11 protein-coding genes and 1 tRNA gene are annotated in these 13,407 nt (G+C 57.1%); 10 read left to right on the top strand and 2 right to left on the bottom strand.

Annotated features, from left to right (window positions below; genetic code table 11):
- Positions 1-114: 114 nt before the first annotated feature.
- From ACXAEW_RS15405 to ACXAEW_RS15365, 9 genes are all read left to right on the top strand, one after another.
- Positions 115-1,743, top strand: a complete 1,629-nt coding sequence (locus tag ACXAEW_RS15405) for a sensor histidine kinase (RefSeq protein ID WP_474942159.1) — start codon at positions 115-117, stop codon at positions 1,741-1,743.
- Positions 1,740-3,053, top strand: coding sequence for a sigma-54-dependent transcriptional regulator (locus ACXAEW_RS15400; RefSeq protein WP_474942158.1), 1,314 nt, complete (start codon positions 1,740-1,742; stop codon positions 3,051-3,053). Before ACXAEW_RS15405 ends, ACXAEW_RS15400 begins: the two co-directional genes overlap by 4 nt.
- A complete protein-coding gene (locus ACXAEW_RS15395) occupies positions 3,050-4,270 on the top strand; it encodes an ABC transporter substrate-binding protein (RefSeq protein WP_474942157.1) in 1,221 nt (406 codons plus the stop codon). Before ACXAEW_RS15400 ends, ACXAEW_RS15395 begins: the two co-directional genes overlap by 4 nt.
- A 210-nt stretch (positions 4,271-4,480) precedes the next feature.
- Positions 4,481-5,755, top strand: coding sequence for an ABC transporter substrate-binding protein (locus tag ACXAEW_RS15390; protein ID WP_474942156.1), 1,275 nt, complete (start codon positions 4,481-4,483; stop codon positions 5,753-5,755).
- A gap of 146 nt (positions 5,756-5,901) precedes the next feature.
- The gene (locus ACXAEW_RS15385) at positions 5,902-6,798 is read left to right on the top strand and encodes a branched-chain amino acid ABC transporter permease (RefSeq protein ID WP_474942155.1); all 897 of its coding nucleotides are present in this window, start codon (positions 5,902-5,904) and stop codon (positions 6,796-6,798) included.
- Positions 6,795-7,772, top strand: a complete 978-nt coding sequence (locus ACXAEW_RS15380) for a branched-chain amino acid ABC transporter permease (protein WP_474942154.1) — start codon at positions 6,795-6,797, stop codon at positions 7,770-7,772. Before ACXAEW_RS15385 ends, ACXAEW_RS15380 begins: the two co-directional genes overlap by 4 nt.
- A 1-nt stretch (position 7,773) precedes the next feature.
- Positions 7,774-8,556, top strand: coding sequence for an ABC transporter ATP-binding protein (locus ACXAEW_RS15375; protein WP_474942153.1), 783 nt, complete (start codon positions 7,774-7,776; stop codon positions 8,554-8,556).
- A complete protein-coding gene (locus tag ACXAEW_RS15370; protein WP_474942152.1) occupies positions 8,556-9,215 on the top strand; it encodes an ABC transporter ATP-binding protein in 660 nt (219 codons plus the stop codon). The genes ACXAEW_RS15375 and ACXAEW_RS15370 overlap by 1 nt, the downstream gene beginning before the upstream one ends.
- 13 nt (positions 9,216-9,228) lie before the next feature.
- Entirely contained in the window at positions 9,229-10,398 is a 1,170-nt protein-coding gene (locus ACXAEW_RS15365; RefSeq protein WP_474942151.1) for an iron-containing alcohol dehydrogenase, read from the top strand.
- Positions 10,399-10,577: 179 nt separating this feature from the next.
- Here ACXAEW_RS15365 and ACXAEW_RS15360 read toward each other — a convergent pair.
- Together ACXAEW_RS15360 and mepK are read right to left on the bottom strand one after the other, a co-directional pair.
- A tRNA-Arg gene (locus tag ACXAEW_RS15360) sits at positions 10,578-10,654 on the bottom strand.
- A gap of 162 nt (positions 10,655-10,816) precedes the next feature.
- A complete protein-coding gene (mepK, locus tag ACXAEW_RS15355; RefSeq protein ID WP_474942150.1) occupies positions 10,817-11,386 on the bottom strand; it encodes a peptidoglycan L,D-endopeptidase MepK in 570 nt (189 codons plus the stop codon).
- A 363-nt stretch (positions 11,387-11,749) separates the two neighbouring features.
- Between mepK and ACXAEW_RS15350 the strand changes: the two genes are divergently transcribed.
- Positions 11,750-13,369 (top strand): L,D-transpeptidase family protein, encoded by a 1,620-nt coding sequence (locus ACXAEW_RS15350; protein WP_474942149.1) that lies wholly within the window; start codon positions 11,750-11,752, stop codon positions 13,367-13,369.
- The last annotated feature ends 38 nt before the right edge of the window (positions 13,370-13,407 follow it).

Below are 13,407 nucleotides of genomic sequence, written 5' to 3'. Positions count from 1 at the left end.
TATTGCGGATTGCGGGGTTTCCATTGGCCGTTGCGTCGCTACACTCAGCGGACTGTGGGAGGCGGATCGACGGACACTATGTTCTGGCGGCACAATAATCTGGCGCGGCGTTACATGTTCGCGGCCCTTGTGGCCGCGATTGTTCCGCTTGTGGTGATCGCCTTTCTTTACGACCGCTACAGTGTGCGCCTGATCGACACGATTTCACGCAGCCGGACCGAAGCAGAAGTGCAGGCCGTTGCGGTGCGGATGGGCAGTTTCCTTCGTGCCCAACTCAACCGCCTGGAAAACATTGCCGATCTTCCCCAGACCGCAGAGTTTCTGGCCTCAGGCACCCCGGAGATGACCGAAACCTTGTTCGATTTCCTGTTACTCGAAGCGGGCAGTCCCGATGTCTATGCGATTGAGCTGCGTAGCCTGGACGAAACGCTTCTGGCAACGGTGCCCCAAAGCCAAAGCAGGTCGGCACATCGTGCCCCGGCAACCCCGTTTGTCAGATTTGAACAAGCAGACGTCATTGGTCCTGTTTTGCCCAAGGACGGTCTGCCTGGCATGGTGATGATCCGCGTGCCTGTATCAGTAAACGGTGCCCAGCTTGGCTATGTTGGCATGAAGCTCAGGCTGAACTCGCTGACCGAGCAGATGGCCCCCCTGATCCTGACCGGGATCAAAAGCCCGCAACTGGTGATTTTTGACCGCATCCATTTGAACGCAACCGGCCAAATTGAACCCGCAGGAGAGGTGGTTCATTTCTCCGACCCCATTCTTCCCGGATGGAAGGTCAATCTTGTAGCGCAGAGCCACAGCCTGAACGAACGTCGACAGGTTTTGCGGCTGACCCTGCTGGTGTTGTCCTTTGCGCTGGTTCTGGCTTTGGGGTTTCTGTTTTTCCAGCTTTCCAACCGTCTGACGGGCTATTTGCGCCCTCTCAAGGACGGGGCTGATGCGCTGTCGCGGGGGGATTTCACCGCAGATGTGCCCGAAAACGGGCCGGGAGAACTGGGCAGTCTGGCCCGTGCCTTCAACCATATGCGCCGACAGATCCGCGCGATGATCAACTCTCGTGTGGATATCGAACGCCGCGCCGCGCTTGGCAATATGGCTGCAGGAATAGCCCATGAGGTCCGCAATCCGCTCGCGACTATTGCGGCCACGATCTACGGGTTGAAACGCGGTGAGACGGTGGCCGAGCGCATTGAAATGTATGACGAAATGTCCGGAGAGATCGAACGCGTCGACCGCGCCATTGAAGAATTTCTGAAATATGCGCGCCCCTCGACGCCCAAACGGCAAAACGTTCTGGTTCGGGACACCTTTCGTGGTCTCAGGACGCTGACCTCGGCGCAGGTTCTGGAACGCAATATTACCTTGAACCTTGGCGGGGATTCCCAGCTGCAGCTTCTGATAGACCCGGCCCATCTGCGTCAGATTTTGCTGAACCTCGTTCTGAACGCGATCCAGGCCGTTCCCGACGGTGGGTTGATTTCTCTGAAGGTTCTGCGCCTTGATGCGGCGACTGTTATCACGGTGGCAGACAATGGCGCAGGGATGGACAACGAAACATTGAAAAAAGTCATGCGCCCGTTTTTCACCACCCGATCCGGCGGCAGCGGTCTTGGTCTTGCGGTCACGGCTGAACTGACACGCGCCAATGGCGGGCAAATTCGGATCGAAAGCCGTCCGGGTGAGGGCACCACCGTGACCCTGACCTTTCCCGACGCCGCAAAGGAGGCCGCAGCATGAAACCCCGCATCCTGGTTATTGATGACGAAATCAAGCTGACCCGCTCCATTGCGTTTGCCTTGCGCCAGTCCGGGTATGAATGCCTTGAAAGCCATAATGGACGCGCGGGATATGAGCTGGCCCAAAAAGAAGTGCCGGATCTTGTTTTGCTGGACGTGCGCATGCCCGGCCATTCCGGTCTGGATGTGTTGAAATCGCTCAGCGCGGATTTACCTTCGGTTCCGGTGATTATGATGTCGGCATTGGACGCAACCCAGGATGCGGTCAAAGCGGTAAAGCTCGGCGCTGCGGATTACCTGTCAAAACCCCTGGACATGGATGATCTGATCCAGCTGATTGAGCAGACAACAGCGCGGGCGCAGGACGGTCCCGAAGTCACATCGGTTGAGGAAAGCGCGCAGGACAAGGCCTCGTTATTGGGCAATAGCCCGCAGATGCGCATGTTGCGGAGCCTGATCGAACGGGCTGCTACCTCTGGCGTGCGGACGGTTCTTCTGCGCGGCGAACTGGGGGTTGGGCGTGCGATGGTGGCCCGCGACCTGCATCAAAAAGCCTGTGGTGCAGACGCCCCGTTTGTAGAGATCAACTGCGCCACTCTTGTCGGGGAACAGATCGAAACCGAGCTTTTCGGCAGCCAGGATGAATTGCATCGTCGCGGGCTGATAGAAGTGGCCGATGGCGGCACGCTGTTTCTCCATGAGATCGAGGCGCTGTCACAGGTGGCGCAGGCCCGGATCATGGCCTTTCTCGAGAGCGGAACTCTGCGTCAATACGGTGGCCGTGTTGTGCGCCCTGATGTGCGCATCATCGCAGCTGCAAATGCAGATCTGGGCGAATGTGCCGCCCAGGGGCGGTTTCGAAAAGACCTGCATCTTCGGTTGGAGCACCTCCCTTTGGACGTGCCGCCTTTGCGAGAGCGACGCGAAGACATCGAACTGTTGTGGATGAGCTTTGCCCGAAATTATGCGCGCAAAATGGGATGCAAACAGATCCGGCTCAGCCCTGCAACGCGGGACCAGCTGGCAACATATGACTGGCCCGGAAACGTCCGAGAACTGAAAAACCTGGTGGAACGCCAGACCATTTTGAACCCGGGCGCAATGATCGACATCGCTCATTTGCCGCGGGAAATGTTTGCATCGGAACCGGCTGTGGATGCAAATATCGAAGAACAGATGGCGACAATCGAACGGGCCCTTGTTCAGGATGCGCTCACCAAAGCCCGCGGTCGAAAAGGCGTAGCCGCCGAAGCGCTGGGTATCTCGCGGCACGCCCTGAAGAGGAAGATGCAACGGCTTGGTCTGACATGAGATTTCTTTGCATTCTTCTGCTGTCCCTGACAACCGTGGTCCCGGCCTTAGCAGAGCCGGTCAAAGTAAAAGTGGGATGTCTTTACCCGTTATCCGGGTCAGGTGGACTTTATGGGCGGGATTCCATTGTTGCCATCGAAATGGCGCTTGATCGTATCCGGGAGGAATACGAAACACTGGAGATCGACGTAGACGTCCGCGACAGCCGCTCGAAATCCCTGCGTTCGCTGCAAATTGCCCGGAGCTTTGTCGAAGAGGATGGCGTGGATTTCCTCTGTGGCATCGTGAGTTCAACCGTTGCCTTGACCGTGTCAGAATACGCCCGCCAAAGTGAGACGTTTTTGATCGGAACAGACCACGCATCCCCCACATTGGTGTCATCGCGTCTTCATCCCTATTACTTTCGGGTCACCAATGGATCACGCCAATCCGTCCGGGCAGGCGCTATGTATATCGCCGAGACACATCCGGCGACATCCCTAAGGATCAGCTTTATCGGACCGGATTATGACTATGGCTACCAAGTCTATGAAGACCTGCGCCATTTTCTGGATTTTGAGAGGGTGGATTATGCGTTTTCATCGGTCTACTGGCCCGCGCTTTTTGACGATGACTACAGCCTTTACATCCAGCAGCTGATTGAAGATGCGCCCGACATTGTCGTTAACGCCCATTGGGGACTGGATCTGGTGACCTTTGTGAGGCAGGCGGACCAGCTTGGCCTGTTCGACAAGGTTCAGTTCATGAATTTTGACACCGGCGGAAACTATGAGATCTTGGCCGAGCTTGGCGCGGATATGCCAGAAGGTCTTGTCCTGTCGGCGCGTCATCATCTCAACTGGCCACAGACACGGGCGAACAGGGCGTTTGTGCAGGAATTTCATGCACGGGCAGGGCGGTATCCCAGCTACGCAGCTGAGGGCGCATATTCCGGGATCATGGTCATCGCCGAAGCCGTACGTCTTGCTGGGGGGACTGACGACAAGGCACGCCTTCGCCATGCTCTGGAAAACCTGAGCATCGCACTGCCCGAAGATCCCGAAGGTTTTCGATCAACCATGGATCCCAAACACCACCAAATGCTTCAGGTGCAGGCCATTGGACGTACGCAGCCCTCACAAGCCTTTCCTCCGGCGCAGATGGTGCTTGGCGACATTCGTGTCTATGCGCCGCCCATGATCTGGCCGCAAGGGCCCGAAGACCTGCCGACCGACTGAGCGGCAACCGCTCATCGGTTTATGCCGATGGGCGCAAACCGCTCAGCCTGGTGTGAGTGTTCGTCTAGGATCTCGGCGCAATCATCGGCAGGTTCGCTCTCAGTTCCGAGGAGGGAACATCGGGGGGAGCCGCGGTTGCAACTTGCACATCCAAACAGGGTGCAAGACCCATCGCGCAGGTCTTCCCGAAGTGAGAACAAGGAGGACCCCATGGGGATCAAGACCCGCATTCTGACCACCACCGCAACCCTGGCTGCATCGGCAGCGCTATGCCTGCCGGCCGCGGCCGCCGAGGTGAAAATTGGCGTTGTAACCTTCCTGTCCGGCGGCGCAGCCGGACCGTTTGGCGTGCCCGCACGAAACGCCGCCGAACTGGTGATTGAGGCAATCAACGATGGCAGCCTGCCTGCGCCCTACAACACCCCGGGGCTGGCTGGTGACACCATTGCGCCGATTTATGTTGATGAAAATTCCAAACAGAAAAACGCCGACTTCCAGAAACTCGTGGAAAAAGACGGTGTGGAGCTGGTGCTGGGCTACATCTCATCCTCATCCTGCAAAGCCATCGCGCCCGAGGCTGAGAAGCTGAAAAAGCTGACGGTCCTGTTTGACTGTGGCACGCCGCAGATCTTCGAAGAGATTGTCACCGAACCAAAATACACATTCCGCACCGCAGCCACCGCGACCATGGATAACGTGGCCGCCGCACGATACCTGATGGACACTGGTGCCGCTTCACAGCGGGTGGCCGGCATCAACCAGAACTACGCCTGGGGGCAGGACAGCTGGCGTGATTTCTCTGCCTCCATGGCGCAGCTTGCGTCCAAGGCTGAAATCGTGACCGAGCAATACCCCAAGGTCTACGCAGGTCAGTATGGCTCTGAAATCTCGGCCATTTTGACCAAACGCCCCGATATCGTGCATTCCTCGTTCTGGGGTGGCGACATGGAAGCCTTTGTGATCCAAGGCTCCGCGCGGGGCGTGTTTGAACGCTCCAAAGTGGTTCTGACAGCGGGTGAAACCGCGATGCACAGCCTGGCCAAACAGATCCCCGACGGCACGATTATCGGCGCACGAGGCCCGCATGGGGATCTGGCACCGGACAGCGCGCTGAACGACTGGTTCCGCGCAGCCTATGAGGCGAAATTCGGCTCGCTGCCCACATACCCGTCCTATAAAATGGCGCAGGCTTTGTTGGGTGTGAAATCTGCCGCGGACAAGGCAGGTGCATCCTCACAAGACGCCATCATCACCGCCTTGGCCGGACTGGAATGGGAAGGGCCGTCAGGCAAGGTTTCCATGGCACTGGCCGGAGGACACCAGGCCATTCAGGACACGGCCTATGGTACCTTCAAACTGACCGAAGACGGCAAAGGCAGCCTGGTCGACATCATCCGCTATGATGCGACCTGCGTGAACCCGCCGGAAGGGAAGATCTCGATCGAATGGATCAACGCGGGTTTTGACGGCGCGAGCTGCAATTAAGCCAATCGGGCCGCAGCTGCTCCGAGCCACACCATCTCGGTGCTGCGGCCCCGCCGGATCTGACCTCCCCCTTCCGGTCCAGATCCGGCCCTCTTTTCCAAAGAAAACCAAAGACGCAGCCGCGTCTTGAACGACGGAGATACCACATGTTGACTGCGGTCGCGATCGCAGTGGACGGCCTGGGCTTTGCCGCCTGGCTGTTCCTGTCCTCGGTGGGCTTGACGCTGATTTACGGCGTTATGCGCATCCTTAACATCGCCCATGGAGGGTTTTACGCCCTCGGGGCCTATTCCTCGGCCTGGGCCATCGGGCTTTATATGCAGACGGGACAAACCGTGGCGCTGGCCTTTCTTATCATTCCGGTAATGGCAGTGCTTGCAGGCACGGTAGCAGGCCTGGTGATCGAACGCGGCGTTTTGCGGTTCATGTATGGACGCGACGAAGTGCTGATGGTTCTGGTGACCTATGCGCTGTTCCTGATCCTGGAAGACGTGACCAAGCTGATCTGGGGCACCGACAGCTATGTGGCCTGGCAGCCTGCTTATGCGCTCGGCACCATTGATATTATGGGCATTCCCTATACGGGATATAAGTTCATGATCATCGGCGTGGCTGTTATCTGTGGCGCAGCACTTTACTGGGGACTGACCCATACGCGGGTGGGAAAATTGCTGTTGGTGGTGATCGAGGACCGCGAAGTGGCCGGGGCATTGGGGGTCAATGTGACCCGTTTCTTTACCGTCACGTTCCTGGTCGGTGCCACTCTCGGCGCGCTTGGCGGCGCCCTGACCGCACCCGAGATTTCCGTGGTCCCCGGCATCGGCGCCGAGATTATCGTGATGGCCTTTGCGGTGATTGTGATCGGCGGCATGGGGTCCATTCCGGGAGCTGTCATTGGCGCTTTGATCGTGGGTCTGGCGCGCGCAACCTCCGTGCATCTTTACCCGCCGGCCGAGCTGTTTTCGATCTACCTCGTCATGGCAGCGGTGCTGGCCGTCAAACCCTATGGGCTGTTTGCCATCGCAGAAGGGCGCAAGATATGATCCGAGCTGATAAAACCGAATGGGCGCTGATCGTCGCATTTCCCGTGCTGATCGCCGCTGCGCTGCTGCTGCCGTCCTGGATGGTGAACTATATCCAAGTCTCCCTTGGCACCGGTTTGGTGGCCCTGGGCGTGATGATCCAGATGCGGGCAGGGCTGGTCAGCTTTGGACAGGGGCTTTACTTCTGCGTCGGCGGCTATGCTGCCGGGATGGCCGGTAAGTTCCTTGGGATTTCAGACTTCTTTGTCCTGCTTGTTTTGGGTGTCGTGGCGGCCTTGGTAGTGTCCGTCGTCCTCGGCTTCCTGTTGCGCCGCTACCGCGAGATCTTCTTTGCCATGCTGTCGCTTGCGGTCTCCATGATCCTTTATGGGCTCCTCAGCTCCTCCGAGGGGCTTGGATCAACGGATGGATTTAACCTGCCGGTTCCGACCTATCTGTTCTTTGCCCCCGAAGGGGACGCCGCGCGGATGACCCTTTATGCGCTGACGGCAGGATTGGCCGTGATTTGTGCCATTGTGTTGAACCGCGTGCTGCGCTCGCCATTGGGCATGATAAACGAGGCCATCCGCGAGAATGAGCTGCGGGTGGAATACCTTGGTTCTTCAGCGCATTATGCGGTGCATGTCACATATGTGATTGCGGCCTGCGTGTCGTCGATTGGCGGGGTTCTCTGGGCCTTGTCGCTGGGTCACGTGGATCCTGAGATGACCAATTGGACGACATCCGGCGCCTTTGTCTTTGTGGTGATCCTTGCCGGCACCGGCAATATCATCGCGCCTTTGGTTGGCACCTTCCTGCTGGAAATCCTGCGGGTCTATGCGGTCGAGCTGTCGCCCAACACCTGGCAGATGATCCTTGGCACCGTCATGCTTTTGACCATCATCTTCCTGCCCAAAGGTCTGTGGTCGCTGATGGGCCGCAAACCCAAAGCCCAAGGGCCAAGCCCGGACGGCGCGGTCCAACCCGGAGAGTGATATGACTGTTATTCTGGAAACCCGCGCATTGAAGCGCACGTTCGGAGCGGTTGTGGCCGCACATAATATCAACATTCAGATCCACGCCGGAGAGGTCATGGGCGTGATCGGATCGAATGGCGCAGGCAAGACTACATTTGTGAACATGGTCACCGGCTACCTGCCGCCGTCCTCGGGCGAAATTCTATATCACGGGGAAAGCGTGGTTGGCCTGCCAACCCGGGACATTACTCGCAAGGGGATCTGCCGGTCTTTCCAGATCCCACAGCTTTTTGCCGAACTGTCTGTGATCGACAACATGTTGATTGCGCTTACAATTGCAAATGGCGCGCGGCCCGCCTTGTTGCGCCCAGCAGTAACGGCGGCGCTGAAAGATCAGGCCATGGCACTGCTGGACCGCTTTGGCATTGCCCATCATGCACAGCGCGAGGTTGGCGTTCTGGCCCAGGGCGTGCGAAAGCTGGTGGATATAGCCATGGCCACCGTGGCCGAACCTGAACTTTTGTTCCTGGATGAACCCACATCCGGCGTATCCGCAGATGAAAAAATGGAATTTATGGGCACGCTTATTGCTGCGCTCAAATCCACCCAGACTGCGGTTCTGTTTATTGAACATGACATGGAGATCGTCGAAACTTTCTCTCCCCGTGTGGTAGCCTTCTACGAGGGGACAATCCTTGCCGATGGCCCAACAGCCGAGGTGCTGGCCAACGAAAAGGTGCGCGAATTTGTCATCGGTGGTGAAATACACCGCTCATCCAAGGTCCAGGGAGGCGTTCACTGATGCTTACGATTGATAATGCAAGCCTGTCCATCCAAGGTATCCCGATCCTGCGAGATGTCTCGTTAGAGATCGAGACCGGAACCACCGTTGGACTGATCGGTCGAAATGGCGCCGGGAAAACCACACTCATGCGCGCCATTATGGGGGCTTTGCCGCTGAACAAGGGCTCTATCCAATTCGAGCACCAGTCCCTGCACAGCATGCCAGCACATCATCGGGCGGAACTGGGCATCGGATATCTGCCCGAAGATCGCCGACTGGTGCCCCATTTCAGCGTCGAGGACAACATCCTGGTCTCGCTGTGGGCCACGGGAAATCAGGACCGGGCCCGGTTGAAATGGGTTTATGAGCTGATGCCGGAAATCGGCCGCTTTGCGGACCGGCGGGCCATGACATTATCGGGTGGTCAGCAGAAACTTGTGGCCTTGGCACGTGCTTTGGTCGCCGGAGGAAATCTGCTGCTTCTGGATGAACCCTTCGAAGGTGTCGCCCCGGCGCTGGCCCAACGTTTGATGGAGGTCATCAGCGACCTCAGGCAAGAGCACCTGTCAGTTCTGATCTCTGAATCCGATTACACGCATTCTGAAAAGGTGGTCGACAAGGTGTATTCGATTGAACGGGGACAGATCAGCCTGATGCCCCAAGCCGAAGTAGCCTGAAGGAGGCGCCAACATGAGCGATTTTAACTTTAATACAACGGCTTCGGTTGTCGTTCGCAGCGGTGGCGCGGCGGATATCGCTTCGGTTTTGGCTGGGGTCCCCTTATCCAAAGGCGCGCCCTTGCTGTTTGTCACTGACCCTGGGTTGATGGCGCTTGGACTGGCAGATCCGGCATTGGCCAGTTTGGAGGCGGCGGGTTACAAGGTCATAAAATTTACCGAGATTGAACCGGACCCCAAAGCCTCCACGGTCGAAACGGCGGCTGCGCTGGCGGGCGTTGCCGAGGTCCAGGCCGTGATCGGATTTGGCGGGGGCTCTTCGATGGATGTGGCAAAAGTTGTTGCGCTGCTTTTGGGATCTGACCAAAACCTTGAAGAGATGTACGGTGTTGGCCAGGCACGCGGCCAGCGCGTACCGCTCATTCTGGTGCCGACTACGGCTGGAACCGGTTCAGAAGTTACACCCATCTCGATCCTGACCACCGGAACGTCCGAAAAGAAAGGGATCAGCTCGCCCCTTATCCTTCCCGATATTGCATTGTTGGACGCTGAACTGACACTGGGATTGCCACCGTCTGTCACGGCTGCAACGGGTGTCGATGCAATGGTCCACGCAATCGAGGCCTATACATCCACCAACGCCAATACAAACCCGGTCAGCAAAGCCTTGGCGGTTGAGGCGCTGCGGCTTTTGTCGACCAATATCCGGACCGCCGTCACAGACGGTGGCAACCGCGGCGCGCGCGAGGCAATGCTCTTGGGGTCCATGCTGGCCGGGCAGGCCTTTGCCAATTCACCGGTGGCAGCTGTGCACGCGTTGGCCTATCCAATCGGGGCGCTGTTCAAGGTCCCCCACGGCCTGTCCAACGCATTGGTTCTGGCCGAAGTTATGCGTTTCAATGTGACGGTTGCCGCGGCCTCCTATGCTGAGCTTGCACCGATCATCTTCCCGGATATTGATACCCACCGCGACGACCTGGCCGTTGCTACAGATCTGATTGACCGGTTGGCCGCATTAAACACCAAGCTTGGTCTGGAACCGGGGTTAAGATCCGTCGGCATCCGCGAAGAGGATCTGGATAAGCTGGCCTCTGACGCGATGAACCAGACCAGACTTCTGATAAACAACCCAAGGCCGGTGACAGAAGACGACGCGCGCGCGATCTATCAGGCCGCGCTTTGACACGTCGCTCAAAAGGGATTGGAGCTGGCTAAACTTGATCCGGGCCTCATCGCCCGGATTTTTGTATTTTACAGGGGATCTGCTGCGGTATCCAGCGCGTACCGATTGTCCCCAGTACCGAAGCCCGCCTTGTTGAGAGGATAGACTAGAGCAGGGAAATATCACACAGATTGGGGTAGTGGCGCACCCGAGAGGATTCGAACCTCTGGCCTCTGCCTTCGGAGGGCAGCGCTCTATCCAGCTGAGCTACGGGTGCCTGTTCGCGCGGTATATCCTTGCAACCGGACTACTGCAACGGAAAAATTACCAAATTTCCATCGCTTCGGATGTACCGGGACAATTGAGCAAACAGCTGTTTCCCAAAATAAAAACCCCACCGGAATGGCAGGGTTCATTTAGACCTATGGAAAGACGTTTCTTAACCGCGCCAGCTGCGCACAACGCCACAGTCCATATGCACAAAGTTGGACCCGTAATATTTGCCAACACCACCTGCATGGCAGGATTGAGCGGCAGCAGCCATCTGCGACACGCTCCGGGAGGACAGGCGCAGGTCTGCCGCTTTACCCTGCATATGAAGTGAGTTCTTCGCCACACCGCGGGACCGGCTGCGCAACATCGCATTCGTTTGCGGGCTTCTGTAGCCAGACAGCAGCAAATACGGCTCGCTCACATCCAAAAGATTGTGGGACGCCGCCATAATATCGATTGTGCGCGTGTCGATGGTTTTAATTTGGTCAGAGCGCCAATCCCGCATGAAGTGGTTCACTTCCTTCAGCGCGTCTTTGATATACTGGCCTTCGATCCAATAGATCATGTCCAGACGTTCACCGGTACGGCCGGAGTACATGCGAATGCGTCGTATGTCGCCCGCACCGCGTAACAGCCCAGCTGCATTGGAAAAAGTCGGTGCCGCGGAAACTGCTGTTGCCGCAAATGCGCCCAAGATTGCCCGACGGGTGAACCCGTTGTTTTTGGTTTCTGCCATATATTCTGCGCCGTCCCGTACGCGAGTTAGTCCTGCCTCAGGCTCGATGTTACGAACCCGTTATTACGTCCCGTTGCTATGCAAAGAGCTATTGCACAGCGAGAATCATCTGCCAACATTTGTTTATCACAACGGTTTAATCATGCTAAATTTAGGCGAAAAATTGCGCAAAAGGGGACGAAGCACTCGGAATTCCCCCCTGAATAGTGGGGCAGCCATCCGCTACTGTCGCCATGCACCGGCTGATAACTTATTCGCTGTATATTACAAAATGTGAGTGGATGAGGGATTGGATTCCGTCAATATGTCCCTTATCGAACGGGAATTACCTTAAGTAATAGATTTTCAGTCAAGGACCCATCTATGTCTAAAGTTGCTGTGCCCACGTCTTCAAAGTTGATCAAAGCCGGGCTTTTTGCATTGGCCATGGGCGGTTTTACATTGGGGGCAGGACCGGTGACGGCTCAGGTCACTGCGTTCAAACAGGCCGTAGCCGAGGCCGCATCTGACGATAGCGATGTTTCGGCCTTTTATCGGGCAAATGGGTATCAGGCGATCTGGACCGGCTCGGACGAGGCGTCAAAGCTGCGACGCCAGGCCTTGCTGCGTGCGCTGGAAGATGCTTCCGTGCATGGTCTTCCGGATCAAAGCGATGTGATCGCAGATCTGATGAACCAGTTGAAATCTGTCAAAACCACCCGTGACCTTGGCGAAGTCGAAGCCGCACTCAGCAAGGCGTTTGTCCATTATGCAAGGGACATGAAAACAGGTCTGCTGGTTCCGTCTCGCATCGATGATGGGATGGTGCGCAAAAAGGCTACGCTGGAAGCAGATGTTCTGCTGGCCGGACTACAGGCCAGCCAGCCTGCGGCTTATATGCGGTCGCTGGTTCCGGATTCCGCCCAATACCGCGCTTTGATGCGGGAAAAACTCCGCCTTGAGCAGATCGCCACCAATGGCGGCTGGGGCAAATCCGTGCCTCAGGGTAAATATGAACCCGGCGACACCGGCGCGGGAGTTATTGCGCTGCGCAACCGGCTGATAGGGATGGGCTATTTGGCACGCAGTGCCTCCGCGACCTATGATGCGGCGCTCTCCAATGCGGTTATGACCTTCCAGGCCACCCATGGGTTGGAACAGGATGGAGTCGCCGGAGAGGGCACCATCAAGGAAATCAATGTCACCGCACGTGAGCGGTTGAAATCTATCATCGTTGCGATGGAGCGCGAACGCTGGTTGGCGCCGGAACGCGGCGAACGTCATGTTCTGGTCAACCAGACAGACTTTAGCGCCAAGATCGTGGACAATGGCGAAATCACCTTCCAGACCCGTTCTGTTATCGGCAAGAACGTGAGCGACCGCCGCTCGCCCGAGTTTTCGGATGTGATGGAACATATGGTCATCAATCCAAGCTGGTATGTGCCGCGCTCCATTATCACCAAGGAGTATTTGCCCAAGCTGCGCGCAAATCCCAATGCGGTGCGCCACCTGCAGATCACTGACAGCCGTGGTCGTGTTGTGAACCGCGGATCAGTGGATTTCTCGCAATACACTGCGCGCACGTTCCCCTTTGCCATGAAGCAGCCTCCAAGCACCCGCAACGCGCTTGGCCTGGTCAAATTCATGTTCCCGAACAAATACAACATCTACCTGCACGACACGCCCGAGAAACACCTGTTCTCGCGGGAGATACGCGCCTATTCCCATGGCTGCATCCGACTGCATCAGCCATTTGAATTTGCCTATGCGCTATTGGCAAAACAGACCGAGGATCCCCAGGCCTTTTTCCAACGTATCCTGAAATCCGGCAAGGAAACCAAGGTGGAACTGGAAAAACACGTACCGGTCCACATCATCTATCGCACCGCTTTTGTTCCGAACAAAGGTCCGGCGGAATTCCGTCGTGATGTATACGGACGTGACGCTAAAGTTTGGGCTGCATTGGAACGAGCAGGGGTGGCGCTGCCCGGCGTTCAAGGGTAAAGATCGGGGCCAATCCAACAGTTTGAGGAGAGGCCCCG

The organism is Epibacterium sp. ABZ3_068, from assembly GCF_056159265.1.
Note: the sequence above shows the minus strand (reverse complement) of the source record. Positions and strands in the feature narration are given on the sequence as shown.

Excerpts from the sequence above, each read along its gene's own strand:
- ACXAEW_RS15405 (WP_474942159.1), top strand. The coding sequence starts at position 115 with ATGTTCGCGGCCCTTGTGGCCGCGATTGTTCCGCTTGTGGTGATCGCC.
- ACXAEW_RS15400 (WP_474942158.1), top strand. The coding sequence starts at position 1,740 with ATGAAACCCCGCATCCTGGTTATTGATGACGAAATCAAGCTGACCCGC.
- ACXAEW_RS15395 (WP_474942157.1), top strand. The coding sequence starts at position 3,050 with ATGAGATTTCTTTGCATTCTTCTGCTGTCCCTGACAACCGTGGTCCCG.
- ACXAEW_RS15390 (WP_474942156.1), top strand. The coding sequence starts at position 4,481 with ATGGGGATCAAGACCCGCATTCTGACCACCACCGCAACCCTGGCTGCA.
- ACXAEW_RS15385 (WP_474942155.1), top strand. The coding sequence starts at position 5,902 with ATGTTGACTGCGGTCGCGATCGCAGTGGACGGCCTGGGCTTTGCCGCC.
- ACXAEW_RS15380 (WP_474942154.1), top strand. The coding sequence starts at position 6,795 with ATGATCCGAGCTGATAAAACCGAATGGGCGCTGATCGTCGCATTTCCC.
- ACXAEW_RS15375 (WP_474942153.1), top strand. The coding sequence starts at position 7,774 with ATGACTGTTATTCTGGAAACCCGCGCATTGAAGCGCACGTTCGGAGCG.
- ACXAEW_RS15370 (WP_474942152.1), top strand. The coding sequence starts at position 8,556 with ATGCTTACGATTGATAATGCAAGCCTGTCCATCCAAGGTATCCCGATC.
- ACXAEW_RS15365 (WP_474942151.1), top strand. The coding sequence starts at position 9,229 with ATGAGCGATTTTAACTTTAATACAACGGCTTCGGTTGTCGTTCGCAGC.
- mepK (WP_474942150.1), bottom strand. The coding sequence starts at position 11,386 with ATGGCAGAAACCAAAAACAACGGGTTCACCCGTCGGGCAATCTTGGGC.
- ACXAEW_RS15350 (WP_474942149.1), top strand. The coding sequence starts at position 11,750 with ATGTCTAAAGTTGCTGTGCCCACGTCTTCAAAGTTGATCAAAGCCGGG.